Genomic DNA, 25,041 nt, shown 5'->3' with positions numbered 1-25,041 from the left:
CATGATGCCCTTCATCTACAACGGCCTGCCGTCACGCGTCATCTTCGGCCAGGGAACCCTGTCCCGGCTCGCCGACGAGGTCCGTGAGCTGGGCTGCCACCGGGCACTCGTCCTGGCAACGCCCGAGCAGGCCGGCCAGGCCCGCGAGGTGCTCGCCCAGCTGGGCGAGCTCGGGGGCGGCCTCTTCGCCGAGGCCAGGATGCATACCCCGGTCGAGGTCACCGACGAGGCGATGCGCCACCTGGAGGAACTCGAGGCGGACTGCACCGTGGCCATCGGGGGCGGCTCCACCATCGGGCTCGGCAAGGCCATCGCCCTGCGGACAGGCCTGCCCCAGGTGGCGATCCCCACGACCTATGCCGGCTCCGAGATGACGCCGATCCTCGGGGAAACCCGGGACGGCCTCAAGACGACCCAGCGCACCCTCGAGGTTCTGCCCGAGGTGGTGATCTACGACGTCGACCTGACGCTGGGTCTGCCGGTTGGCATGTCCGGTACCAGCGGCATCAATGCCATCGCCCATGCGGTGGAGGCGCTCTACGCCAAGGACCGCAACCCGGTGGTCTCGCTGATGGCGGAGGAGGGCATTGCGGCCCTGGCGCGCAGCCTGCCATTGATCGCCCAGGAACCGGCCAACCAGACCGCACGTTCGGATGCCCTCTATGGCGCCTGGCTGTGCGGTGCCTGCCTGGGCTCCGTCGGGATGTCGCTGCATCACAAGCTCTGCCACACCCTGGGCGGCTCCTTCGACCTGCCCCATGCCGAGACCCATACCATCGTGTTGCCCCACGCCGTCGCCTACAACGCCGGGGCCGCCCCGGAGGCGATGTCCCGCATCGCCCGGGCGCTGGGCAGCGACGATGCGGCCGGCGGACTCCATGACCTGGCGCGCGCCGTGGGGGCGCCCCTGGCCCTGGCCGACATCGGCCTGCAGGAGAGCGATATCGACCGGGCGACCCAGATCGCCACGAGCAATCCCTACTGGAATCCCCGCGAGATCGAGGCCGACGGCATCCATCGCCTCCTGAGCGATGCCTTTGCCGGCCGCCGACCGACCCCAAGGGAGGTGACCGACGCATGAAGACCCTGCTGACCAACGCCACCGTGGTGACCATGGACCCCGAGATCGGCGATCTGGCCGATGGCCAGGTGCTGGTGGAGAACGATCGTATCCTGGCCGTGGGCCAGGACCTTCCCGCCGAGGGCGCCGAGGTGGTCGACTGCCAGGGTGGCATCCTGATCCCCGGGCTGGTCAATGCCCATATGCATACCTGGCAGACGGCCCTGCGCGGCGTCGCCGCCAACTGGACGCTGCTCGAGTACTTCGGCCACGTGCATCGCGGCCTGGCGACCCTGTTCAGCCCTGATGACATCCATATCGCCACGCGCATGGGGGCGCTCAACCAGCTCAACTGCGGAACCACCACCCTGGGTGACTGGTGCCACAACAACCCCACGCCCGAGCATACCGATGCGGCGATTCGCGGGCTCGAGGCGTCCGGTATCCGGGCGCTGTTCTTCCATGGCTCGCCCAAGCCGGACCCCAAGCCGGGCCAGCCGCACTTCAGCGAGATTCCCCATCCGCGCAGCGAGGTCGAGCGGCTGCTCGCCGGCCCGTTGGGCGATCGCGAGGGGCGCGTGACCCTGGGCCTGGCCATCCTCGGGCCGCACTACTCCACCCTCGATGTCACCCTGCACGATTTCGAACTGGCCAAGGAGTTCGGCCTGGTGGCCTCCATGCACCAGGGCGGCGGCAAGGCGGTCACCCCCGGTGGCTGGGACGTGATCGAGGAGAAGGGGCTGCTGGGGCCGGACATCAATATCGTGCACGGGCAGAGTCTCACCGACGGGCAACTGGCGCGGTTCTGCGAGAAGGGCGTGACCTTCTCCATCGCCCCCGAGAACGAGATGACCCAGGGGCATGGCTTCCCGATCACCGGCCACGTTCGCCGGCACGGCGGCGTCGTCTCCCTGGGGGTGGATCTCGAATCGGTGATCTCCGGGGACATGTTCACGGTGGCCCGGATGGCGCTGGGCATGCAGCGTTCGCTGGACAACGATGCCTCGCGGCGCGAGCAGGGCAGCATTCCCGACACCTCGACCATCCGCACCCGTGAGGCGCTTCAGTGGATCACCCTCGACGGTGCCCGCGCCCTCGGGCTCGAGGACCGCATCGGCAGCCTGACGCCGGGCAAGCAGGCCGACATCGTGCTGCTGGACAGCGGTCGGCTGAACATGCAGCCGGTCAGCGATCCGGTCTCGACCGTGGTCATGCAGGCGAGTCTCGCCAATGTCGACAGCGTCATGGTGGCGGGAGAGTTCCACAAGCGACACGGCAAGCTGCTGGCGGACGTCGAGGAGGGGATCAGCCACCTGGCAGCCTCCGGTCACCGCATCTACGCCGAGCTTCAGTCACGCCAACAAGAGGGGGCGTCACAATGACAACCACCACCAAGGTAGCCTGGGTTGGCCTTGGCAAGCTGGGCTTGCCCATGGCAACGCGGATCGCCGCGGCCGGCTATCCCGTCCAGGGATTCGACCTCAGCGCCGAGCGGATGGCGCTGGCCGAACAGGTCGGCATCACGGCACACGATGACCTGGCCTCTGCCGTCGAGGGCTGCCGCCTGGTCTTCGTCTCGATTCCCGATGACCGGGCGCTGCTCGGCCTGACGCTGGAGAGCGGCCAGTTGCTGGCGAAGCTGGCCCCGGGCAGCGTGCTGGTCGAGACCAGCACCGTCAGCATCGAGGCCTCCGCCAGGGTGGCCGCCGCCGCCGAGGAGCGGGGCATCGCCTACCTGCGCAGTCCGGTGTCGGGCAACCCGGTCGCCGCCGAGTCCGGCACCCTGTCGGCCATGGTCTCCGGGCCGCGCGAGGCACTGGATGAGGCCGTGCCGGTGATGGCCACCTTCACCAAGGCCCAGTACTGGCTCGGTGACGAGGAGCAGGCGCGCTACGCCAAGCTGGCGATCAACCTGATGATCGCGGTGAGCGCCGGGATGATGGGCGAGGCCCTGGCGATGGCCCGCAAGGGCAACATCGGCTGGGAGGCGATGCTGGACCTGATGGCCGACAGCGCCGTGGGCTCGCCGATGGTCAAGTACAAGACCCAGCCGCTGAAGGACCGCGACTTCACCTCCACCTTCTCGGCTGCCCAGATGGCCAAGGACCTGGACCTGATCCTCGGCTGTGCCCATGGGGACGGTGTCGCCGTACCCCTGGCCGCCCAGATGCGCGAGGCCTACAGCTCGCTGATCGGCACGGGGCATGGTGAGGATGACTACATCGCCACGATCCACCATACCGAGCGCCTCTCCGGGCTGCCGGCCATCGAGAGGAAATGACCCCATGCGAAACCTGAATGCCGAGAACATCACGGATGCCGTGATCGAGCAGTTCGCCGGCTGCAGTGACGAGCGCCTGAAGAGCATACTGAACAGCCTGGTCACCCACCTGCACGCCTTCATCCGTGAGGTGGAGCCCACCGAGCAGGAGTGGACCCAGGCCATCGACTTCCTGACCCGCACCGGCCAGATGTGCGACGACAAGCGCCAGGAGTTCATCCTGCTCTCCGATACCCTGGGCGTGACGATGCTGGTCGATGCCATCAACCACCAGACGTCCGACCCCATGGTGTCGGAAAGCACGGTGCTGGGTCCCTTCTACGTGGCCGACCCGCCCCAGGCTGCCCAGGGCGAGTCGATCGACTGGAACGTCGAGGGAGAGCCCTTCTTCGTGGAGGGGCGGGTGCATGACGGGCGCGGCGAGCCGCTGGCCAATGTCGTGGTCGATGTCTGGCAATCGGACAGCGAAGGGTTCTACGACGTCCAGAAGGAGCTCGAGAGTGCCTCGCTGCGGGCCAGGTTCACCACCGACGACCAGGGACGCTATGCCTTCTGGACGGTGACCCCCTCACCCTATCCGATCCCCACCGACGGCCCGGTCGGCCAGATGCTGGAGATCACCGGTCGTCATCCCTACCGGCCGGCGCATGTGCACTTCATGCTGATGGCCGAGGGCTACGAGACCCTGGTGACCCAGGTCTTCGCCGAGGACGATCCCTACCTTGATTCGGATGCCGTCTTCGGCGTCAAGGATTCCCTGGTCAGGGCGTATGAACTGCTGCCGCCGGGAAGAGCACCGGATGGACGGTCGATGGAAGTCCCCTTCCGCCATCTGACATACGACTTCGGCCTGAAGGCGAGCCGCTAGTCGCATCGCAAGACGAAACCACCCAGAAACCACCATCCAGCAAGAGGAAAGCGACATGACTGTCATCGATAACCACGCGGTCGAGACCCTATTCACCGAGGCACGTACCCATAATGTGTGGACGGATCAGGAGGTCAGCGAGGAGAAGCTGCGCGAGCTGTATCGCCTGATGCATTTCGGCCCCACCTCCATGAACTGCCAGCCCCTTCGCGTGCTCTTCCTGAAGAGCCAGGAAGCCAAGGAGAGGCTCAAGCCGGCGCTGCTTCCCGGCAACCAGGAGAAGACCATGAAGGCGCCGGTGGTGGCCGTGCTGGGCTATGACACCGAGTTCTACCAGCACCTGCCGCGCATGTTCTCCCACAACAAGGATGCCAAGTCGCTGTTCGAGGGCAAGACGGACTTCATCAACGCCACGGCCTTCCGCAACAGCTCCATCCAGGGGGGCTACTTCATCCTGGCCGCCCGCGCCCTGGGGTTGAATGCCGGGCCGATGTCCGGCTTCAACAATGCGGCCGTGGATGAGGAGTTCTTCCCCGATGGTCGGGTGAAGAGCAACTTCCTCTGCAATCTGGGCTACGGCGATGCCTCGGCGCTCTTCCCGCGCCAGGATCGGTTCGAGTTCGACGAGGTCTGCCAGTTCCTCTGACAGGGCCGAGAGGCTGCCGCTTTGGTACGCCGAGGCAGGCACGGGACACTGCAGGTTCCTCCGATTTGGGCCGTGTTAGCACGGCCCTTTTTTATTCTCTTCCGGAAATCACGAGGCGTCATATGGCGTATGACTGGCAGTTCATTGTATTGATCATCATCGCCGTGCTGATTACCGGCATATCGAAATCGGGCTTCGCCGGGGGCGTGGGGGTCGTGGCGGTGCCGCTGATCTCGCTGAAGGCCAGCCCGGCCTTTGCCGTGGCCGTCATGCTGCCGCTGCTGATCGTCATGGATGTCTTCAGCCTGCGGGCCTGGTGGCGCCACCGAGTGGGGGCCGTTCTGTGGCGGATGTTTCCCCCGGCGGTGCTGGGCGTGGCGGTCGGCTACCTGACCTATGGCCTCTTCGATGAGGCCCTGCTCAAGGTGCTGCTGGGGGTGTTCTCGATCCTGTTCGGCCTGTGGGGACTGCTCAAGCCCTTCCGCGGCCGCGTCATGCCGGTCTGGGTCGGTGGGGTGAGCGGCGGCATCGCCGGCTTCACCAGCTTCATCGCCCATGCCGGGGGCCCGCCGCTCAACTTCTACCTGCTGCAGTGCCGGCTCTCCAAGGAGCAGTTCCTGGGAACCGCCGTGGTCTTCCTGGCCGCTACCAACCTGGTCAAGCTGGTGCCCTACGGCATGCTCGGCCTGCTGAATGTCGAGAACCTCACCATCGCGCTGCTGCTGATCCCGGTGGCCTGGCTGGGCGTGCGCCTGGGGCTGGTCATACAGAAACGGCTGAGCGGTGAGCTCTTCTTCCGGATCATCCTGGGCCTGCTGATCCTGCTGGGCATTCGGCTGATCGTTGACGGCTGGGGGTAGCCGCGTTGGCGTCGCGTTTGCCGCCAGGCGCGAGGCGGCGCTATCTTGTGGCTCTCCCTCCTTCTTGCCCCGAGGCGACCATGAGCGACCTCCCCGACGAGAGCCATCCTGAGGGGCCCTACGACAGGCTGTCCCAGACGCCGAGGCCGAAGCTCTCCAACACGGAGCTCTCGCGCTTCATCGACTTCATCGAGAAGTTCGAGGAGGAGACCGAACACTCGCTCTCCCTGAGCCACGGCTACCGGGAGATGCGCATGATGCTCCATCTCATGCGCAACCACCTCGCCGGCCGACTGACGACGCCCACCTCGCTGGCGGATGCCTCCGGGCTCTCCTACGGCACCGCCAAGCGCGGAATCGAGAGCATCATCCAGCGCGGGCTGATCCTGTCACGCCCCAGGACGAAGTCGGGCAAGACCGTCTCGCTGCACCCCTCGCCCATGATGATCGATGAGTGGGAGGCCTATGCGAACCGGATCAAGGGCCTGCTGGGGCCCCTGTTCGGCGTGGATCCGGCGTCGGACACCGGCCGGCGCATCTTCCTCGACGAGGCCGCGACGGATCGCGTGATCTCGCCGCCGGCGGTGCTGTCGGCACGGCTCGAACTGAAGGGCGGGCTGCGGGGGCTCATCCACGCCGACCCCACCTTCACGGCGATGCACAACCTCAAGCAGCAGCTGGAGTCCATCTTCGGCCTCGAGATCCACAACTCTGCCCGCTCGATCGACGACCTGCTCGAGGCGATCCTGGCCAATGCCGGTCGCCCCAAGTCTCGCTACGACCTCGTCGCCTGCGACCTCCCCTGGTTCGGCGAACTGGCCTCCAAGGGAATCCTGCTGCCCCTCGACCGCTTCATTCGCCGCGATGCCTACGACCTCTCGGACTTTCACCCGGTCGCCATTCAGAGCTCGCGCTACGCCGGACAGCAATACGGCATTCCCCTGCAGACCACGCCGGAGCTACTCTGCTATCGCAAGGACATCCTCGAGGAGGCGCAGCTCGCGCCTCCCACGACGACCGAGGAACTGGTCAAGGCGGCCAGGCGCTTGCACGACCCCGGCAGGGGGCGCTATGGCATCGCCTGGAACGCCGCGCGAGGCACGCCCCTGGGCCATACCTTCAGCTTCCTGATGGCCAAGTTCGGCCAGCCGATCATCAACCTTCGCCGCTGCGAGGGTGGCTATGATTTCCAGGAAGCAACCGGGGAGGCGCTGCGACCGATGTTCCAGTCGGATGCGGCCTACCGCGCCTGCGAGTACATGCTGGATATCCTCAAGTATTCGCCGCCCAACATCCTCCACATGGCGTGGTATGAGCGAGCCCAGTCCTATGCGAGCGGCGAAGCCTGCATGGCCTACTGCTATACGCTGCTGGCCCCGCTCATCGAGTTCGATCAGACGTCTCCGGCCTGGGGAAAGACCGGCTACCTGTCGCACCCCGTCGGTAACCATGGCCGTCCGATCACCCCGATCGGAGGCTATGCCCTGGCCATTCCGGCCAACCTCTCGGAGGAGCGGATCGAGAATGTCTGGACGGCACTTCGTCACCTCACCTCGGCCAACATGTCCAAGCTCTATATCCTGAACGGCAGCCTGGTGACCCCGCGCTTCAGCGTCAGCCAGGACCCGGAGGTCTCGGCGCTGTCGCCGTTGATCAAGATCGTGGATGACATGGCGAGGAAGGATATCCTGCAGGCCTGGCCGCGCCCCCCGGTGCCGGGCATCACGGACGTGATCAGTATCGCCGGTCACGAGATCTTCGAGGTGCTGGACGGACGACGCTCCATCAAGAAGGCCCTGTCCATGGCGCAGGACAGGGCCGATCGGGTGATGCGCGACAGGGGGTATTACTGAGCCACCCGCCGGGTTGCCGGTGGCGTCACTGCATGATCATGCCGCCGTCGATCATCAGCAGCTGGCCGGTCATGTAGTCCGACTCGGGGCTGGCCAGGAAGGAGGCTGTACCGACCACATCTTCCGGGTAGGAGTAGCGCTTCATCAGGATCATCTTCTCGGCGAGCTCGTCCATGGACTGGCCCTGCTTGTCGAACTTGCCGATGCTGACCAGGTCCTTGTCGAGCTGCTCCCACAGCTCGGTACGCACGACGCCGGGGCCATAGCCGTTGACGGTGATGTTGTGGTCGACCAGCGCCTTGGCACCACCGTTGATCATGGCCAGCACGGCATGCTTGCTGCAGGAGTAGGGCACCACGTCATCGAAGGCCTGGCGGGACAGGATGGAGCCGACATTGATGATCTTGTAGGGACCGTTCTCCTTGCCCTGGTCGATCATCTGCCTGGCGGCTTCCTGCATCCCGATCAGGCAACCCAGCGCATTGACGTCCATGATCTGGTGCCAGTTCTCTTCCGTGATGTCCATGAACATCAGTGGCTTGTTGATGCCGGCGTTGTTGACCATGACGTTGAGGCTGCCGAAGGCATCGACGGTGGCCTTGACGGCCGCCTTCATCTGGTCACGCTCGGTCACGTTGAGCTTCACGGCGATGGCATTGCCACCCTTTTCCTTGATGCGTGCCACGACCTCCTCACAGCCTTCGAGGTTGAGGTCGGCCACGCACACATTGGCGCCCTGTGCGGCATAGTGTTCGGCAACGGCGGCACCCATGCCACGCGCGGCACCGGTAATCAGGCAGTTCTTTCCTTCAAGACGGGTCTTGTCCATGGTGTCACCTCGGGGTCTTGTTGTGGGTCTCTCCATGCCACCGCCGACCTGATGGCCTGTTGTCTGGGCGCATGGAGCCTGGGTCGACAAGGAATCCTGTCACGTGTGCGTTCGCGTCAACGATGCGTCGTGCTTCCTTGTTGATCCGTATTGTCTGCAGGCCAGCCTGGCAATGACAGTTGCCCCCAGGGCCAATCTGACCAGATTGGATGTTTCCGAGGGGCGGCGTCTTTTGCCGTCAGTTCGCCGAGAGGATGGCCTCTGCCTTGCAACCCTGAGGGGTGGCACTGACAATTGCCGGGCTGCCAGGGACATCGCTGGCTGATCTCTTCAACCCCAAGGACAAACAATCAAGGGAGACTGCCGGATGAGTCAGCGCAAGGTACTGGTACTCCATGGCCCCAACCTCAACCTGCTGGGCACCCGGCAGCCGGAGATCTATGGCCATGAGACCCTGGAGGACATCAACAACGCCCTCTATGAGCAGGCGGCGATGGGGGGCTGGGAGATCACCTGTCGGCAGAGCAATCACGAGGGCGAGCTGATCGACCTCATCCAGGCGGCTCGCCTGGATGGCACCGCGGCGATCATCATCAACCCGGCGGCCTATACCCACACCTCCGTCGCGATCCTGGATGCGCTCAACGCCTTCGACGGCAGGGTGATCGAGGTGCACCTCTCCAACGTGCACAAGCGCGAGAGCTTCCGCCACCACTCCTATGTCTCGCTGCGGGCCGACGCGGTGATCGCGGGCCTGGGGAGCCGCGGCTATGTCAGCGCGCTGGAGGCGGTGATGGCCGCCGGCGAGGGGGCAGGCTCCTGACGGCTGGCGCTCAGATCGGCAGCAGGCCGAACTGCGTCAGCAGCCAGATCACCAGGCTGATGGTCACGAAGGAGGCGAGGGTGCTGACCATCAGCCCCGCGGCACTGGTGTCGCCCTGGCCGTACTGCTTGCCGAACAGCGGGTAGACGCTGATCATCGGTGCGCAGGCGAACAGCATGGCGCCGGCGATCAGCATCGGGTCCGGGTCGGGCAGCAGCAGGAAGGCGCCCAGCACGACCAGCGGGTGCAGCAGCAGCTTGCCCAGTACCACCTGTCCGACATCCATGGCCATGCCACGCACCTTGAGGCCATGCAGCATGCCGCCGATGGTGAACAGGGCCGCGGGGCCTGCCGCGTCGGCCAGCATGCTCACGGCCCGGGCCATTGGGCCTGGAAGCCTCAGCCCGGTCAGGGCAAGGAGCATGCCGACCAACAGCCCGATCAGTACCGGGTTGCGTGTCAGGCGGGCGAGGGTCTGGCGCGCCACCTGGCCGACGTCGTTGCCGTTCTGGCGGCTGGCCTCGGCCAGTATCAGCGCCGTGGGGATGATGAACAGCGTCTCCACCACCATGTTCAGTGCCATGAAGATGGCCGCCGGCGGGCCGATCGCCATCAGCGCGACCGGGTAGCCGATGAAGCCGCTGTTGGAGGCCGACATGCCCAGGGCGTGGATGGCGCCGGCATCGAGTCGCTTGCCGCGCAGCCCCATGGAGAGCGCCAGCCCCAGCAGGAAGGTCGCCAGCGACCCCAGGCCGTAGGCCAGCAGGTAGCTCGGGTTGAAGACCTCCGCCAGCGGGTGCTCGGTCAGGGCGCGGATGATCAGCGAGGGCAGGGCCAGGAACATGACGAAGGTGCCCACGCCCTGCATGTTGTCGCGACTCAGCAGGCCGGTGCGAGCCGCGGTGAAGCCGGCGCCGATCAGCAGGAAGATCGGCAGCGTGATCGCCAGTATCTCTAGCACTTCGCCGTCCTTGGGGTGGCAGATGGATCAGCTGACGCTGGCGCGGATCTCTCGCGCCTTCTCCTGCAGCAGCGGCAGGTACTGGCGCATCAGGGTGTCGAAGTCGACCCGGGCGGCATTGGTGCTGATGTTGATCGCGCCGAGCAGCCGGCCGTTGGCATCGAAGGCCGGCACGGCCACCGAGCGTAACCCGGAGTCGAGTTCCTGGTCGGCGATGGCGTAGCCCTGCTGGCGCACCTCGAGGATGCAGCGCCTGAGCTCGGCCTTGTCGGTGATGGTCTTGTCGGTATGCGGCTCGAGGACCACCCGCGCCAGGAAGGCGTCGAGCTCGGCGTCCGGCAGCTGGGCCAGCAGCACCCGCCCCATGGAGGTGTGGGCCGCCGGCAGGCGCGTACCCACCGACAGGGTGATGGCCATCAGCCGGTGGCGCGACGAGGAGCGCGCCACATAGGTGACGTCATCGCCGTCCAGCACGCCCAGCGACGAGGACTCGCCACACTCGTTGGTGATGTCCTCGAGGATCTGCTGGATCACGCTGCGGTAGTTGTTGGCGGAGAGGAACGCATAGCCGAGGTTCAACACCTTGGGGGCCAGCTCGAAGTGGCGCTGCTGCTTGCGGACATAGCCCAGGGCATGCAGGGTCAGCAGGAAGCGTCGCGCCCGGGCACGGTTCATGCCGGTGCGCGACGCCACCTCGCTGAGCGTCATGCGCGGGTGGGCCTCGTCGAAGGCCAGGATGACCTCGAGGCCACTGGCCAGTGCGGTCACGAAGTCACGATCGTCGGGGCTCAGGGCCTCATCCTGCAGAGACGTTTCCATCCGTCGTTATCCTTGGTCGTGTTGCCGGAGAACCTTGGTCTAATCTAGCATATTTGTTCGAAATGCGAACATGTGTGCGACCATAGGGGGAGCCCGGGTCGATGCCCCACGCCACCACCGGAGAGACCGCCATGCCTGCCGCCTTCATCCAGCACCCCTTCATGAGCCAGCAGGCGCTGGCCGAGTGCAATGCCCGGGCCATGGTCGACGCCATGCTGGCCTTCGAGCTGGCCCTGGCCGAGGTCCAGGAAGCCCGCGGGGCGGTCCCCGAGGGCGCCAGCCAGGCCATGCGCAGGACCCTCGAGGCGCATGACTTCGACCTCGAGGCGATCGCCGCCGGCATCGCCAGCGGCGGCAATGCTGCCATCCCCTTCGTCAAGCAGGGGCGCGCGGCCTTGCCGGAGGCGCTCAAGCGCTACTGGCACCAGGGCGCCACCAGCCAGGACGTGGTCGATACGGCCCTGATGCTGCTGCTGGCGCCTCGGCTGGCGTCCCTCGATGCCCTGCTGGTGCGCTGTCGCACCGCGGCCCTCAGCCTGATGCAGGCCCATGACCAGACCGTGATGGTGGGCCGCACCCTGATGCAGCAGGCGCTGCCGATCACCTTCGGCGTCAAGGTGGCCCACTGGGCCATCGGCCTGGAGCAGGCCCGTCGCCGCCTGGCCGGGCTTGAACTGCCGGTGCAGTTCGGCGGCGCCGTGGCGGTGCACTCTGGTCTGGAAGGGCCGGGCCGGGACAACCAGGGTCTCGCCTTCATGGACGCCCTGGCCGAGCGGCTGGGCCTCGCGACCGCCGTGCTGCCCTGGCACACCGATCGCCAACCGATCCATGCCCTGGCCACGGGGCTGGATGCCGCTGCCGGTGCCGCCGAGAAGCTGGCCCTGGACGTGTCGCTGCTGACCCAGACGGAGCTCGGCGAGGTGGCCGAACCGGCGGCTCCCGGCATGGGGGAGTCCTCCTCGATGCCGCACAAGCGCAATCCAGTGCGCTGCGCGCTGATCCGCGGCGCCGCCCGCCAGGTGCACGGCCATGCCACGGTGATCCTCAACGCCGCGGCCCAGCCCCTGGAGCGGGGGCTGGGGGAGTGGCACGCCGAGTGGGCGCCGCTGCTCGACAGTGCCCTGCTGCTGGAAGGCGCGCTGGAACAGGCCGCGGTGCTGCTCAAGGGCCTGGAGGTCCACCCCGAGGCGATGCGGCGCAACCTGGCGGCGACGGGCGGCGGCATCATGGCCGAGCCGGTCTCGCGCCTGCTGGCCCCGCTCGTGGGCCAGGATGCCGCCAGGCGGATCAGCGCCGAGGCCGCCGAGACGGCGCGCCTGACGGGGCGCCCCTATGCCCAGGTACTGCACGAACAGCTGCTGGCGGGGCACGAGGAGCTGGCGGGGCGCGTCGAGCGTGCCGATCTCGAGCGGGCCAGTGACCCCGCCTTATACCTTGGTAGTAGTCGTGCCCAGGTGCAGCGTGCCATCGCCTGGCTGGAGGGCAAGTAATCGACTGAAAGTTCGACAGTTGCGCGGAGTGATCGCAAGGGGAGGCCGGGCCTCCCCTTTTTCGTGCGCGCACGGCGGGATTTGACGGCTGATCGCGACGGGGGTAATTTGTTCGCATCACAAATCAATGTTCGTTATTCGAACTTGCCGAGAGAGACACCGCCAGGAGGAGATCCCATGGCCGAGTTCCTGAGCCTGCATGACGCGGTCGCGCGCTACGTCGAGGACGGCGCCACCGTGGCCATGGAAGGCTTTACCCACCTGATTCCCTTCGCCGCGGGTCACGAGGTGATCCGCCAGAAGAAGCGCGACCTGACGCTGATCCGCATGACCCCCGACCTGATCTACGATCAGCTGATCGGCGCGGGCTGTGCGAAGAAGGTCATCTTCTCCTGGGGCGGCAACCCCGGCGTGGGCTCCCTGCACCGCCTGCGCGACGCCGTGGAGAAGGGCTGGCCCCGCCAGATCGAGATCCTCGAGCACAGTCACGCCGCAATGGCCTGTGCCTTCGAGGCCGGGGCCGCCGGCCTGCCGCTGGCCGTGCTGCGCGGCTACGTGGGCAGCGAACTGCCCAACGTCAACGACCAGATCAAGTTCATCGAGTGCCCCTTCACCGGCGAGCGCCTGGCCGCGGTGCCGGCGGTGCGACCCGATGTCTCCATCGTCCACGCCCAGAAGGCGGACCGTAAGGGCAATGTGCTGGTGGAGGGCATCGTCGGCGTGCAGAAGGAGGCCGTGCTGGCGGCTGCCAAGAGCATCGTCACCGTCGAGGAGATCGTCGAGGACCTGATCGCCGAGCCGGACTACCACCCCAACGCCTGCATCATCCCGGGCTGGGCCATCGATGCCATCGCCGTGGCCGAGAAGGGCGCCTTGCCCTCCTATGCCCATGGCTACTACCCGCGTAACAACCGCTTCTACAAGGAGTGGGATGCCATCGCCCGGGATCGCGACGCCTTCACCCGGTGGCTCGACGAGAACGTCTTCCACCAAGATGACAAGCCGGCAGGAGGAGAGGCCTGATGAGCATCGAGTACACGTCTTCGGAGATGATGACCGTCACCGCCGCCCGCGCCCTCGAAAACGGCATGACCTGCTTCGTCGGCATCGGCCTGCCCTCCGAGGCCGCCAACCTGGCGCGCCTGACCCATGCCCCCGACGTGGTGCTGATCTACGAGTCCGGCACCCTGCAGACCAGGCCGGAGGTGCTGCCGCTCTCCATCGGCGACGGCGAACTCGCCGAATCGGCCCTGACCACCGTCGCGGTGCCGGAGATGTTCCGCTACTGGCTGCAGGGCGGCAAGATCAGCGTGGGCTTCCTGGGCACCGCCCAGATAGACCGCTACGCCAACCTCAACACCACCCTGATCGGCGACTACCATGATCCCAAGGTGCGCCTGCCGGGCGGTGGCGGGGCACCGGAGATCGCCACCAACGCGGGCGAGGTCTTCATCACCCTGAAACACTCCAAGCGCGCCTTCGTGAAGGACGTGGACTTCGTCACCACCCTGGGCTTCGGCCGCGACGGCAAGGGCCGCGACGGCGTGCCGAACATCGGCAAGGGGCCCACGCGCGTCATCACCGACCTCTGCGTGATGAAGCCCGACCCCGAGACCAAGGAGCTCACGGTCGTCTCCCTGCATCCGGGCGTGAGCCGCGAAGACGTGTGTGATGCCACCGGCTGGGAGATCCGCTTCGCCGGCGAGCTCGCGAGCACCCCCGAGCCCTCCGCGCATGAGCTCGAGATCCTGCGCGAGCTTAAAGAACGCACCGAACGCCAGCACGCCGGCGAGTAACAGGAGACCCCCATGAGCGACGTATTCTTCTGTCATCCGCGGCGCAGCGCCGTGGGCCGCTTCGGTGGCACCCTGGCAAGCGTCAGGCCCGACGATCTCGCCGCCAGCATCTTCAAGGCGGTGCTGAATGATGCCCCGGGGCTCGACCCGGCGGCCATCGACGATGTCTTCATGGGCTGCGCCAACCAGGCCGGCGAGGACAACCGCAGCGTGGCGCGCATGTCGCTGCTGCTCGCCGGCCTGCCGACCTCCGTGCCCGGCACCACGCTGAACCGCCTGTGCGGCTCCGGGATGGATGCGGTGGGCACCGCCTTCCGTGCCATCAAGGCCGGCGAGATGGAACTGGCCCTGGCCGGCGGCGTGGAGTCCATGTCCCGTGCGCCCTACGTGATGGGCAAGGCCGACAGCGCCTTCTCCCGTGGCCAGAAGATCGAGGACACCACCATCGGCTGGCGCTTCATCAACCCGCTGATGAAGGAGGCCTATGGCGTGGACTCCATGCCCGAGACCGCCGAGAACGTGGCCGAGCAGTTCTCGATCTCCCGCGAGGACCAGGACGCCTTCGCCCTGCGCTCCCAGCAGAAGGCCGCCGCCGCCCAGCAGGCCGGCCGCTTTGCCGAGGAGATCACCGCCATTGAGATCCCGCGCCGCAAGCAAGCGCCGCTGCTCTTCGACCGGGACGAGCACCTGCGCGAGACCACCCTCGAGAAGCTCGCCGGCCTGCCCACCCCCTTCCGCGAGGGCGGCAGCGTCACCGCCGGCAATGCCTCGGGGGTCAACGACGGCGCCGCCGCCATGCTGGTGGCAAGCGCCGCCGCGGTGGAGCAGCATGGCCTGACACCCATGGCGAAGATCCTCGGCATGGCCACCGCCGGGGTCGAGCCGCGCATCATGGGCTACGGCCCGGTGCCGGCGGTGAACAAGCTGCTCGCGCGTACCGGCGTGTCGCTCGACGAGATCGACGTCATCGAGCTCAACGAGGCCTTCGCCGCCCAGGCGCTGGCCTGCATGCGCGACCTCGGCCTCGAGGATGACGACCCGCGGGTCAACCCCAACGGCGGCGCCATCGCCCTGGGCCATCCGCTGGGCATGTCCGGCGCCCGCCTGCTGCTGACCGCCGCCCATGAGCTGCACAAGAGCGGCAAGCGCTACGCCCTGTGCACCATGTGCGTGGGCGTGGGGCAGGGCATCGCCACCCTGATCGAGCGGGCCTAGGCGCCTGCGGCACCGACCTTGAGATTCCTTCATACCCTCCACAACAGCCCCTGGGCATAACGCGAGGTTCCCATGTCAAATCCCTGCATTATCTGTGTTGCCATCACCGGCAGCCTGCCACGCAAAGAGAACAACCCGGCGGTTCCGATCACCATCGAGGAGCAGATCGAGAGCACCCAGGCGGCCTTCGAGGCCGGGGCGACCATTGCGCACTGCCATGTCCGCAACGAGGACCAGACCCCGACCTCGGATCCCGAGAAGTTCGCCCGTCTGCTCGAGGGACTGCGCAAGCACTGTCCGGGCATGATCGTCCAGCTCTCCACCGGCGGCCGCTCCGGTGCCGACCGTGAGCGCGGCGGCATGCTACCGCTGAAGCCCGACATGGCCAGCCTGTCGGTGGGGTCCAACAACTTCCCCACGCGCGTCTACGAGAATTCCCCCGACCTGGTGGACTGGCTCGCCTCCGAGATGCTGGCCCACGACATCAAGCCCGAGATCGAGGCCTTCGACCTGTCGCATATCCATCAGGCGGTGAACCTGATGAAGCAGGGCAAGATCAAGGCGCCGCTGTACGTCCAGTTCGTGATGGGCGTGAAGAACGCCATGCCGGCCGACAAGCCGACCTTCGACTTCTACATCGAGACCCTCGAACGCCTGGCGCCGGGTTCCCAGTGGTGCGGGGCTGGTGTCGGCGCCAACCAGCTCAAGCTCAATGAGTGGTCGATCGCCGCCGGAGGCCATACGCGCACCGGCCTCGAGGACAACGTCCGCTGGGACAAGGATAGCCTGGCCCCCTCGAATGCCGCCCTGGTCGAGCGGGTGGCAGCGCTTTGCGAGAAGTACGAGCGCCCGGTGGCTACCTGGCAACAGGCCCGCCAGATCCTGGGGCTCGAGGCTGGCTGACGACTCGCCATCGGGTCCATGTCGGGGCCACTGATGGGCGATATGGACCGCCGTCGAGGGGGCAACATTGAATTTTGACGTACGGAGTCAGGAGAGACTTCCATGGCATTTCTGAACATCAACGGCCGCAGCGTGGCCTATCGCCTGCTCGGCGCCGAGGCCAATCCCCTGGTGATGCTGGCCCATCCGCTGGGCATGAGCCAGGCGGTGTGGGACGACGTGCTGCCGGCGCTGCTGCCGCGCTACCGCGTACTGACCTGGGACCTGCCCGGCCACGGCGCGAGCCAGGCCTGGGGCGAAGGGGCGATCACCCCGGCCGACCTGGCCGCCGAGGCCCTGGCACTGGCCGACCACGCCGGCGTCGGCCGCTTCCACTTCGCCGGTACCTCCATCGGCGGGGTAGTGGGCCAGCAACTGGTCAGCGAGCACGGTGAGCGTCTGCTCTCTGCCACCCTGACCAACACCGGGGCGGTGATCGGCAACGCCGAGCTGTGGAACACCCGCGCCGGCCGCGTGCGCCAGGAGGGCCTGGCGGCGATGTCCGAGGAGATCGTGCCGCGCTGGTTCGCCCCGGCCTGCTTCGAGGCCGAGCCGGCCCTGAAGGCGGGCTGGTGCACCCAGATGGGCCGCGGCGACGACGAGGCCTACGCCAAGCTCTGCGAGATGCTGGGCAGCCACTCCTTTATCGGCAGGCTCGGCGGGAAGAACGTGAAGGTGCAGCTGCTGGGTGGCAGCGAGGACCTGGCGACCCCGCCGGCGACCCTCGAGGCCCTGGCCGCCGAACTCGACGGTGCCCCCCTGGAGATCCTCGAGGGCGTCGGCCATGTGCCCTCCGTGGAGGTGCCGGGCCTGTTCGCCGAGAAGCTGCTGGCGGTGATGGCGGTGGACCTGGGCGACGTGGCCAACCAGGGCGTGGCCTACGCCACCGGCCTCGAGACCCGCCAGCAGGTGCTGGGCGAGGAGCACGTGGCGCGTTCCACCGCGAAGGCCACCAGCCTGGATGCGCCCTTCCAGCAGATGATCACCCGCCTGGCCTGGGGCGAGCTGTGGAGCAATGACGACCTGACCCGTCGCGAGCGCAGCATGATCACCACCGGCATCCTCGCCGCCCTGGGGCGCGAGGAGCTGACCCTGCACCTCAAGACCGCCAGGCGCATCGGGCTCTCCGAGGCGGAGCTGCGCCAGGTCCTGATGCATGTGGCCATCTATGGCGGCGTGCCGGCGGCCAACCATGCCTTCTCTTTGGCCAAGGAGTTGGGCTGGGGATCCGGCGAGGCCTGATCCTGCCGCGGACGTTGGCGAGGGCGCTGAAGCCCACGCCACTATGGCAAGATACGAAGCCGGCCGAAGGGCCGGCTTCGTCTTTTTGGCTATGGCGAGTCGGCGGCGGTTCGCCCCGCGCCAACGGGAGGTCCGAATGCTCAATGCCCGCATCAAGCTGCGCCACCTCCAGGCCTTCCTGGAGGTGGCCCGCCAGCGCAGCTTCGCGCGTGCCGCCGAGCGCCTGGCGATCACCCAGCCGGGCATGTCCAAGACCATCAAGGAGCTCGAGGATATCCTCGGCACCGCGCTCTTCGAGCGGACCTCCCGAGGGGTGGCGCTCACCCAGGCCGGCCTGACCCTGCTGCGCCACGCTGGCCCGGCGATCCGCGCCCTGGAGGAGGGCGTCAGCGCGCTGGGCGAGGCCCATGCCGCGGTGCGCTGGCTCAGGGTAGGGGCGCTCTCCACGGTGGAGAGCCACCTGCTGCCCGAGGCGATCCGGCGCTGGCAGCAGGCCGAGGCCGGCGAGGCCGGTGTCAACGTGGTGACCGGGCCCAGTGCCTTCCTGCTCTCCCGGCTGCGCCGGGGGGAGCTGGACCTGGTGGTGGGGCGCATGACCGAGGCCCGCGAGATCCGCGACCTGGCCTTCGAGCACCTCTATTACGAGCGCCTTGTCCTGGTGGTGCGGGCAGGGCACCCGCTGGCCGGGGTCGAGCCCCTCGAGCCCCACCGGCTGGGGGGCTACCCCTGGGTGCTGCCACCGCCCCGGACCACGCTGCGCCAGCAGGTCGACAGCTTCTGCGTGCGCCACTCGCTGCGCCTGCCGGGGCAACAGCTGGAGACCCTGTCGCTGCCCTTGAGCCACCGCTACACCCTGGAGAGCGACGCCGTCTGGGTGGCGCCGGAAGAGGCGGTGCGCGACGCCCTGCACGACGGCCGGCTGGCCGAGCTGGCCCTGGCACTGGAGCAGCAGGGCGGCTCGGTGGGGCTCTGCACCAACGCCAGCCTGGCGCCGTCGCTGGCCCTGGAGGGGTTCTGCGAGACGCTCCGCGAGGTGGCGGCGAACCTGGTGGGTGGCAGGTGAGGCATAACCCAGGGGTTATGCAAGGCGATGAAGACGTCAATTGGCAGCTCCGCGACAGGGCGCCACACTGGCCGTGATCCATACCCCCTGGAGACGAATCGAAATGCAGGACCGCAACAAGCGCTTCGTGGAGCGCGACCGCAACTGGCATCCGCCGGCCTATGCGCCCGGCTACAAGACCTCCGTGGCCCGCTCCCCGCGCCAGGCGCTGGTCAGCATGCAGCATGCCACCGCCTCCGAGCTCACCGGCCCGGCGTTCCGCGGCCTGCGCATGGGCCCCCACGACAACGACCTGCTGCTCAACTTTCGCCAGGATCAGGGCCAGGGCCTGCCGGTGGGGGAGCGCATCATCATGTTCGGTCGCGTGGTCGACCAGTTCGGCAAGCCGGTGCCGCATACCCTGGTGGAGATGTGGCAGGCCAACGCCGGCGGCCGCTATCGTCACCGCAACGACAACTACCTGGCGCCGCTGGATCCCAACTTCGGCGGTGTGGGGCGTTGCCTGACCGACGAGGCGGGCTGGTACCGCTTTCGCACCATCAAGCCGGGCCCCTATCCCTGGCCCAACGACGTGAACAGCTGGCGTCCTTCCCACATTCACGTCTCGGTGATGGGCCCGGCGATCTCCACCCGCCTGATCACCCAGATGTACTTCGAGGGCGATCCGCTGATCCCGCTGTGCCCCATCGTCAACACCCTCAAGGATCCCGACGCCGTCGAGACCATGATCGGTCGCCTGGACATGGCGCGCAGCCGGCCCATGGACTGCCTGGCCTACCGCTTCGACCTGGTCGTGCGCGGCGAACTGCAGACCTATTTCGAAAACCAGTAACCGGTTTGAAAACCAGTGATCGGTGCGAGAACCAGTGACAGGATGGGGTAACCAGACCATGAAACAGCCCAATTCCCAGCCCGCCAGCGAGCTGATGCTGCGCGAGACCGCCTCCCAGACCGCCGGGCCCTACGTTCACATCGGCCTGGCCCTGGCCGCCGCCGGCAACCCGACCCGCGACGAGGAGATCTGGAACGAGATGGCCCGTCCCGAGGCCGAGGGCGAGCACATCGAGATCGTCGGTACCGTGATCGACGGCAACGGCGACCTGGTGCGCGACGCCTTCCTCGAGGCCTGGCAGGCGGACAGCAAGGGGGTCTACCAGCGCGAGTACGACCTCGAGAAGCCGTTCAACAGCTTCGGGCGCACCGCCACCACCTTCGAGCACGGCAGTGAGTGGACCCTCAAGACCGTCAAGCCGGGTCGCGTGCGGGTAGATGGCATCGACGAGGCGCACGGTGCCATCGACGACAAGGAGAACGACCTGGCGAGTGCCCGCAGCGCCCTGCTGATGGCCCCGCATGTCAACCTGACCCTCTTCGCCCGCGGCATCAATATCCACCTTCAGACCCGCCTCTACTTCGAGGACGAGGCCGAGGCGAATGCGGAGTGCCCGGTGCTCTCGCGCATCGAGTCACCGGCCCGCCGAGAGACCCTGATCGCCAGGCGCGAGGAGGCCGATGGCAAGGTGCGCTATCGCTTCGATATCCGCCTGCAGGGCGAGGGCGAGACGGTGTTCTTTGACGTCTAGACGCGTCGACGCCTGATCGGGCGCGCGCCCCACGCGAGGCCCCGCCATCCCGATAAGGATGGCGGGGCCTTCTGCGTTACGGGGGCCTTCCTCTCGCCGTTGCACTTTGGCCTAGCGCATGCCGTGCTTCTTGAGCCGATAGGCATAGGCGGCGCGGGTCATGCCCAGCCGGCGAGCGGCGGCGGTGATGTTGCCGTCGCTGTCGGCCTGGGCAGCCTCGAGCATGGTGCGCTCGACCTCCTCCAGGGTCATGCCGGCCTCGATCAACGCACGGACCCGCTCCCGCGGTGACGCCTCGACGGGCGTGCCGCCCGGTGAGGCCGTGAGCATGCCCGAGGCATCGAGCCCCTGGCCCTTCTCGCGCTCCAGGGTGGGGACCCGATAGTCACCGAACAGCGCCTTCTCGGTGATGCGCTTGTGGTCGGCGGTGAGGATGACGCCGCGCTCGACGCTGTTCTTGAGTTCGCGGATGTTGCCCGGCCAGCGGTACTGGCACAAGGCCGAGCGGGCCTGGTCGGAGAAGCCCAGGGTGCGGCGCTGGTAGTGGTGCTCGAAGCGTGACAGGAAGTGTTCCGCCAGGGCGGGGATGTCCTCGCGTCGCTCGCGAAGGGGCGGCACGGTCAGGGTGAAGGCATTCAGGCGGTAGAAGAGGTCCTGTCGGAAGCTGCCCTCCTCGACGCGTCGCAGCAGGTCGGTATGGGTGGCGGCCACGATGCGCACGTCCACGTCCTGCACCGCCTGGGCGCCGACCCGCTCGATCTGCTGCTCCTGCAGTACCCGCAGCAGGGCGGCCTGGGCCCGCGGCGAGAGCTCGGCGAGCTCGTCCAGGAACAGGGTGCCGCCGTCGGCCCGCTCGAAGCGCCCCATCCGCGACTGCACGGCGCCCGTGTAGGCCCCCTTCTCGACGCCGAACAGTTCCGACTCGATCAGCTCCGGGGGGATGGCCGCACAGTTGACGGCGATGAAGGGGCCCTCGGCACGGTGGCTCTGGTCGTGCAGGCGCCGGGCCAGGATCTCCTTGCCGGTACCGGTCTCGCCCAGCAGCAGCACGGGGACCTCGGAGGGCGCCGCGCTGTCGAGCATGGCGAGCATCTCCTGGAAGGCCGGCGTCGAGCCGATGGGCGCCCAGTCCTCCTGGCCGCGGGTGCGGGCCAGGTCCCCCTCCAGGGTGGCGATGCGCGCCTGCAGCTCGTAGAGCTCATCGATCAGCGGCTCCTCGCGGAAGTGCTCGGCGAAGGCCTCATGGTCGGGCCACTCCTCGGCCAGCTTGCCGACGATGCGGCACTCGCCCTCCCCGCAGCCGCGACAGCTGACCTCGCGAAACTGCACCTCGCGGCCCAGCAGGTGGCTGGCATAGGCGCAGGCGTACCCCAGCAGGGTCCAGCAGACGGGCTCGGCCTGGGGTCCTCGCGGGTGCCAGACATCGACCTCGAAGGAGCCCTTCCAGATGAACTCGCTATAGAACCAGTCGTTCTCCAGGTCCATCTCCAGGTGCACCGGCACCGCCTGGACATGGCCCTGCAGGGCATGCAGCTGGGGGCCCGCCAGGTAGCTCTCCTCCAGTGCCTCGTCGTCTCCCCTGAGTGACCTGCCGAGCTCCGCATCCATCAGTCCCGAATGGTAGCCCAGTCGCATGAAGAGCCCGCGGGCACGCTCCATGCCCAGGGTGGTCACCAGCTCGTTGCGGAAGAAGGACGAGGCCGCCAGCGGCATCAGCAGCATGCGTTGCTCGCCGAGCCAGATCTGGCCCTCCTCCGGCAGGAAGCGCAGGGCATCCATGAGGTCGCGGGCACTGGGGTAGTCGGGGGGTGAGGCGGACATGACGTCTTCCAGCTGTCGCGGATCAAGGCCAGAGGATATCACCCCGTCCGGAGGAGAGGGGCAAGGACCCCCGTCAGGGTGACGGCAGAGCTTCACCATTTGCGCAGGGGGTCACCAAATGGTTGAGCCATAGTATCGAACAGGTGTCCGCAATCCGGACAATCCGGTGCCGGGAACTCGCCTAGTGCCTTGATGACAAGGTTTTTTCCGATAACGGCATGGTTCTTGACAGTTAAATGACGTGGAGCACGATGCTAACTTCTTGATTTATACCAAAGTCTAAGGCGTTGGTGTCGGTGTGCTCCGAAGGCGACATGCCCTTGACGAACAGACGGGTGACACTGACATGCACAACACAACAAGGGTACCTTGCCGGCACCTCCCCTCGCTCAGGCTCAAGCCCCTCGCCCTGCTCGGGGCCCTGCTGCTCCCGGCGGCGGCCTCGGCAGCCCCCGACAGCGCGCCGGACGTTCGCGACCCCGCCGAGGTCTACCGCCAGGTCTGTGCCCACTGCCACGCCCCGGACAAGGCCGTCGGTCCCGAGATCACCATCGCCTTCCCCGAGGCGGCCTGGGAGGCCCGCGGCAACTACATCCGCATGACCGTGCGCAACGGCCGGGCCGCCATGCCGGCCTTCCGTGCGGCCAAGATCAGCGACCCCGAGCTGGAGGCGCTGATCCAGGCCCTGGTCAGCGGAGAGCTGGACGACGCGCCCGCCCAGGGCGGTGAGGAGTGAGGCCATGAACCTGACACGTCGACAGTTGCTCAAGAATGGCCTGCTGCTGGGCTCCGCGGTGCCGCTCTCCCTGGGGGCCGCCTGGGCCGCAGAGCGCGGCCTCGCCGATGCCCCGGTGCATGGGCCGATCCGCCTCTACGGGGCCGACCGCTCGACCACCGAGCTGGGGCTGGGGCTTCGCCAGCAGGGCTGGGCACCGCGCTACGAGGGCCGCCTCGACCCGCTGGCGCTGAACGCCCTGCCTGCCGGCACCCTGGCGACCGGCTTTACCGACGAGGCGGGCCTGGTGCTGCTCACCAGCCTGCTGGCCGGTCGCGGTCGCGTGCTGGCCCTGGGCCGCCACGAGGCGGGACGCCACCAGCTTCTGAGCCATCGCGGCCCGCTGTCGGCGCCGCTGGCGGTGGAGACCGGCAGCTGGCAGGCCGCGCTGGGGCGCGAATATGCCCGACTGGCGCTGGCGGACGGCCATGGTCGCCACTCCCGGGAGGCCAGGCGTCCCGCCGGAGAGGCCACGAGTGCTACCGAGCTGAGCTTCCTGGTTCGGCTCTGAGCCCCTGATCACAACAATCGAGAGACCCATCCATGAGCACGACACAGCGCATTCTTCCCAAGGGCGTCAGCGAGGCGGACTTCGATGCCGCCCTGGCCCGTTTTCGCGAGATCCTCGGCGCCGACAGCGTCCTGACCGAGAGTGACCAGCTCGCGCCCTATACCAAGATCATGATGGCCGGCGACGACGCGGACTACATCCCCTCCGCGGCCCTGCTGCCCACCACCACCGAGCAGGTGCAGGGGATCGTGCGTACCTGCAACGAGTACAAGGTGCCGATCTGGACCATCTCCACCGGCAAGAACCTGGGCTACGGTTCCGCCGCCCCGGGCGAGACCGGCCAGGTGATGCTCGACATGCACCGCATGAACCGGATCCTCGACGTGGATGCCGAGGTCTGCACGGCGCTGCTCGAGCCCGGCGTGACCTACCAGCAGCTCTACGACTACATCAAGGAGCACGACCTCAAGCTGTGGCTCGACCCCCCGGCCCCCTCGGCGATCGCCGGGCCGGTGGGCAACACCCTGGACCGCGGCGTGGGCTATACCCCCTACGGTGAGCACTTCATGTTCCAGTGCGGCATGGAGGTGGTACTGGCCAACGGCGAGGTGGTGCGCACCGGCATGGGGGGCATCGAGAACTCCAGCTCCTGGCAGGTCTTCAAGTGGGGCTATGGCCCCTACATCGACGGGCTCTTCACCCAGTCCAACTTCGGCATCGTCACCAAGATGGGCCTGTGGCTGATGCCGGAGCCGCCTGCCTATCGTCCCTTCCTGATCCAGTACCAGGATCCCGAGGACATCGAGGAGATCGTCGACGTGCTGCGCCCGCTGCGCATCGCCCAGATCATCCCCAACGCCGTGGTCATCGTGCATACCCTCTGGGATGCGGGCACCCACGTGGTGCGCAAGGAGTACTACGACGGCAGCGACTCCATCCCGCGGGAGGCCATCGAGCGCATCAAGGCCGATGAAGGCATCGGCGAGTGGAACGTCTACGCGGCGCTCTACGGCACCCCGGAGCAGATCGAGGTCAACTGGAAGATCGTCGAGCAGGCCTTCGGCGCCAGCGGCAAGGCGAAGATCATGTATGGCGAGGAGGCCGAGAAGCGCGGCGGCGGCTTCGAGTATCGCTCGGCGCTGATGAAGGGCGACATGAACCTGCAGGAGTTCGGCCTCTACAACTGGCGCGGGGGCGGTGGCTCCATGTGGTTCGCGCCGGTCTCCCAGGCCAAGGGCAGCGAGACCAGGGACCAGACCGAGCTGGCCCAGCAGATCCTCGGCAAGTACGGCTTCGACTATGTCGCGGAGTACATCGTCGGCTGGCGCGACATGCACCACGTCATCGACCTGCTCTACAACCGCCAGGACCCGGAGGAGACCCAGCGTGCCCATGACTGTTTCGCCGAGCTGATCGACGAATTCGCCAAGCGCGGCTACGGGCTCTACCGCACCAACACCGAGTTCATGGAGCAGGTCGCCGGCACCTTCGGCGAGCCGCTGCGCGAGGTGCACAGGACCCTCAAGAATGCCCTGGACCCCAACGGCATCCTGTCGCCCGGCAAGTCCGGCATTCGCCAGTGACCCTCGGCCCGCGATATCCC

At 67.3% G+C, this 25,041-nt stretch carries 24 protein-coding genes; 20 read left to right on the top strand and 4 right to left on the bottom strand.

The annotated features are described in order from the left end of the window. Position 1 precedes the first annotated feature (1 nt). From DFP85_RS14960 to DFP85_RS14930, 7 genes are all read left to right on the top strand, one after another. A complete protein-coding gene (locus DFP85_RS14960; RefSeq protein ID WP_133637239.1) occupies positions 2-1,081 on the top strand; it encodes a maleylacetate reductase in 1,080 nt (359 codons plus the stop codon). Next, positions 1,078-2,442, top strand: coding sequence for an amidohydrolase family protein (locus DFP85_RS14955; protein ID WP_133637238.1), 1,365 nt, complete (start codon positions 1,078-1,080; stop codon positions 2,440-2,442). The genes DFP85_RS14960 and DFP85_RS14955 overlap by 4 nt, the downstream gene beginning before the upstream one ends. Next, the gene (locus tag DFP85_RS14950; RefSeq protein ID WP_133637237.1) at positions 2,439-3,341 is read left to right on the top strand and encodes an NAD(P)-dependent oxidoreductase; all 903 of its coding nucleotides are present in this window, start codon (positions 2,439-2,441) and stop codon (positions 3,339-3,341) included. Before DFP85_RS14955 ends, DFP85_RS14950 begins: the two co-directional genes overlap by 4 nt. A gap of 4 nt (positions 3,342-3,345) precedes the next feature. Beyond that, the gene (locus tag DFP85_RS14945) at positions 3,346-4,209 is read left to right on the top strand and encodes an intradiol ring-cleavage dioxygenase (RefSeq protein ID WP_133637236.1); all 864 of its coding nucleotides are present in this window, start codon (positions 3,346-3,348) and stop codon (positions 4,207-4,209) included. A gap of 55 nt (positions 4,210-4,264) precedes the next feature. After that, the gene (locus DFP85_RS14940) at positions 4,265-4,855 is read left to right on the top strand and encodes a malonic semialdehyde reductase (protein WP_133637235.1); all 591 of its coding nucleotides are present in this window, start codon (positions 4,265-4,267) and stop codon (positions 4,853-4,855) included. Between the two features lie 122 nt (positions 4,856-4,977). Next, positions 4,978-5,715 carry a sulfite exporter TauE/SafE family protein gene (locus tag DFP85_RS14935; RefSeq protein ID WP_133637234.1) on the top strand — a complete coding sequence of 246 codons (738 nt, stop codon included), beginning with the start codon at positions 4,978-4,980 and terminating at the stop codon, positions 5,713-5,715. 80 nt (positions 5,716-5,795) lie between these two features. Further along, the gene (locus DFP85_RS14930) at positions 5,796-7,568 is read left to right on the top strand and encodes an ABC transporter substrate-binding protein (RefSeq protein ID WP_133637233.1); all 1,773 of its coding nucleotides are present in this window, start codon (positions 5,796-5,798) and stop codon (positions 7,566-7,568) included. Between the two features lie 25 nt (positions 7,569-7,593). Here DFP85_RS14930 and DFP85_RS14925 read toward each other — a convergent pair whose 3' ends face one another. Further along, positions 7,594-8,397, bottom strand: a complete 804-nt coding sequence (locus DFP85_RS14925; protein ID WP_133637232.1) for an SDR family NAD(P)-dependent oxidoreductase — start codon at positions 8,395-8,397, stop codon at positions 7,594-7,596. A gap of 367 nt (positions 8,398-8,764) precedes the next feature. Here DFP85_RS14925 and aroQ point away from each other — a divergent pair, with 367 nt between their 5' ends. Continuing rightward, positions 8,765-9,220, top strand: a complete 456-nt coding sequence (gene aroQ / locus DFP85_RS14920; RefSeq protein ID WP_133637231.1) for a type II 3-dehydroquinate dehydratase — start codon at positions 8,765-8,767, stop codon at positions 9,218-9,220. A gap of 10 nt (positions 9,221-9,230) precedes the next feature. Here the strand turns inward: aroQ and DFP85_RS14915 are convergent, their stop codons facing one another. Next, entirely contained in the window at positions 9,231-10,181 is a 951-nt protein-coding gene (locus tag DFP85_RS14915; RefSeq protein ID WP_133637230.1) for an AEC family transporter, read from the bottom strand. Positions 10,182-10,208: 27 nt separating this feature from the next. Beyond that, on the bottom strand, positions 10,209-11,000 hold the full coding sequence (locus tag DFP85_RS14910) for an IclR family transcriptional regulator domain-containing protein (RefSeq protein WP_208108518.1): 792 nt from the start codon (positions 10,998-11,000) through the stop codon (positions 10,209-10,211). Between the two features lie 101 nt (positions 11,001-11,101). On the opposite strand from DFP85_RS14910, the gene DFP85_RS14905 reads away from it, so the two are divergent. The 9 genes from DFP85_RS14905 (at position 11,102) to DFP85_RS14865 (ending at position 20,331) form a co-directional block, all read left to right on the top strand. Further along, on the top strand, positions 11,102-12,490 hold the full coding sequence (locus tag DFP85_RS14905) for a class-II fumarase/aspartase family protein (protein ID WP_341776980.1): 1,389 nt from the start codon (positions 11,102-11,104) through the stop codon (positions 12,488-12,490). Positions 12,491-12,667: 177 nt separating this feature from the next. After that, positions 12,668-13,513 (top strand): CoA transferase subunit A, encoded by an 846-nt coding sequence (locus DFP85_RS14900; protein ID WP_133637229.1) that lies wholly within the window; start codon positions 12,668-12,670, stop codon positions 13,511-13,513. After that, positions 13,513-14,286, top strand: coding sequence for a CoA-transferase subunit beta (locus tag DFP85_RS14895; protein WP_133637228.1), 774 nt, complete (start codon positions 13,513-13,515; stop codon positions 14,284-14,286). The genes DFP85_RS14900 and DFP85_RS14895 overlap by 1 nt, the downstream gene beginning before the upstream one ends. A gap of 12 nt (positions 14,287-14,298) precedes the next feature. After that, positions 14,299-15,501, top strand: coding sequence for a 3-oxoadipyl-CoA thiolase (gene pcaF, locus DFP85_RS14890; protein ID WP_133637227.1), 1,203 nt, complete (start codon positions 14,299-14,301; stop codon positions 15,499-15,501). A gap of 72 nt (positions 15,502-15,573) precedes the next feature. After that, positions 15,574-16,404 (top strand): 3-oxoadipate:acetyl-CoA acetyltransferase, encoded by an 831-nt coding sequence (locus DFP85_RS14885; RefSeq protein ID WP_133637226.1) that lies wholly within the window; start codon positions 15,574-15,576, stop codon positions 16,402-16,404. A gap of 102 nt (positions 16,405-16,506) precedes the next feature. Beyond that, positions 16,507-17,685 carry an alpha/beta fold hydrolase gene (locus tag DFP85_RS14880; protein ID WP_133637225.1) on the top strand — a complete coding sequence of 393 codons (1,179 nt, stop codon included), beginning with the start codon at positions 16,507-16,509 and terminating at the stop codon, positions 17,683-17,685. Positions 17,686-17,821: 136 nt separating this feature from the next. Beyond that, positions 17,822-18,748 (top strand): pca operon transcription factor PcaQ, encoded by a 927-nt coding sequence (gene pcaQ / locus DFP85_RS14875; RefSeq protein ID WP_133637224.1) that lies wholly within the window; start codon positions 17,822-17,824, stop codon positions 18,746-18,748. 103 nt (positions 18,749-18,851) lie between these two features. Next, the gene (gene pcaH / locus DFP85_RS14870) at positions 18,852-19,580 is read left to right on the top strand and encodes a protocatechuate 3,4-dioxygenase subunit beta (RefSeq protein WP_133637223.1); all 729 of its coding nucleotides are present in this window, start codon (positions 18,852-18,854) and stop codon (positions 19,578-19,580) included. Positions 19,581-19,638: 58 nt separating this feature from the next. Then, complete coding sequence (locus DFP85_RS14865) at positions 19,639-20,331, top strand: protocatechuate 3,4-dioxygenase subunit alpha (RefSeq protein ID WP_133637222.1); 693 nt, start codon at positions 19,639-19,641, stop codon at positions 20,329-20,331. A gap of 111 nt (positions 20,332-20,442) precedes the next feature. On the opposite strand, the gene DFP85_RS14860 is transcribed toward DFP85_RS14865, so the two are convergent. Next, complete coding sequence (locus DFP85_RS14860; protein ID WP_133637221.1) at positions 20,443-22,152, bottom strand: sigma-54-dependent Fis family transcriptional regulator; 1,710 nt, start codon at positions 22,150-22,152, stop codon at positions 20,443-20,445. Between the two features lie 346 nt (positions 22,153-22,498). Between DFP85_RS14860 and DFP85_RS14855 the strand changes: the two genes are divergently transcribed. Genes DFP85_RS14855 through DFP85_RS14845 form a run of 3 tightly spaced genes read left to right on the top strand, consistent with a single transcriptional unit; the run spans position 22,499 to position 25,021 of the window. Continuing rightward, positions 22,499-22,888: a c-type cytochrome gene (locus DFP85_RS14855; protein ID WP_133637220.1), complete on the top strand. Its 390-nt coding sequence runs from the start codon at positions 22,499-22,501 to the stop codon at positions 22,886-22,888. Between the two features lie 4 nt (positions 22,889-22,892). Continuing rightward, the gene (locus DFP85_RS14850; RefSeq protein ID WP_133637219.1) at positions 22,893-23,438 is read left to right on the top strand and encodes a hypothetical protein; all 546 of its coding nucleotides are present in this window, start codon (positions 22,893-22,895) and stop codon (positions 23,436-23,438) included. A gap of 32 nt (positions 23,439-23,470) precedes the next feature. Beyond that, positions 23,471-25,021, top strand: coding sequence for an FAD-binding oxidoreductase (locus tag DFP85_RS14845; protein ID WP_133637218.1), 1,551 nt, complete (start codon positions 23,471-23,473; stop codon positions 25,019-25,021). Positions 25,022-25,041: the final 20 nt, after the last annotated feature.

Origin of the sequence: Halomonas ventosae, from assembly GCF_004363555.1 — a bacterium.
In the GTDB taxonomy this organism is placed as follows: domain Bacteria; phylum Pseudomonadota; class Gammaproteobacteria; order Pseudomonadales; family Halomonadaceae; genus Halomonas; species Halomonas ventosae.
The sequence above is the reverse complement of the archived record's forward strand: the minus strand, read 5'-3'. Positions and strand labels throughout refer to the sequence as shown.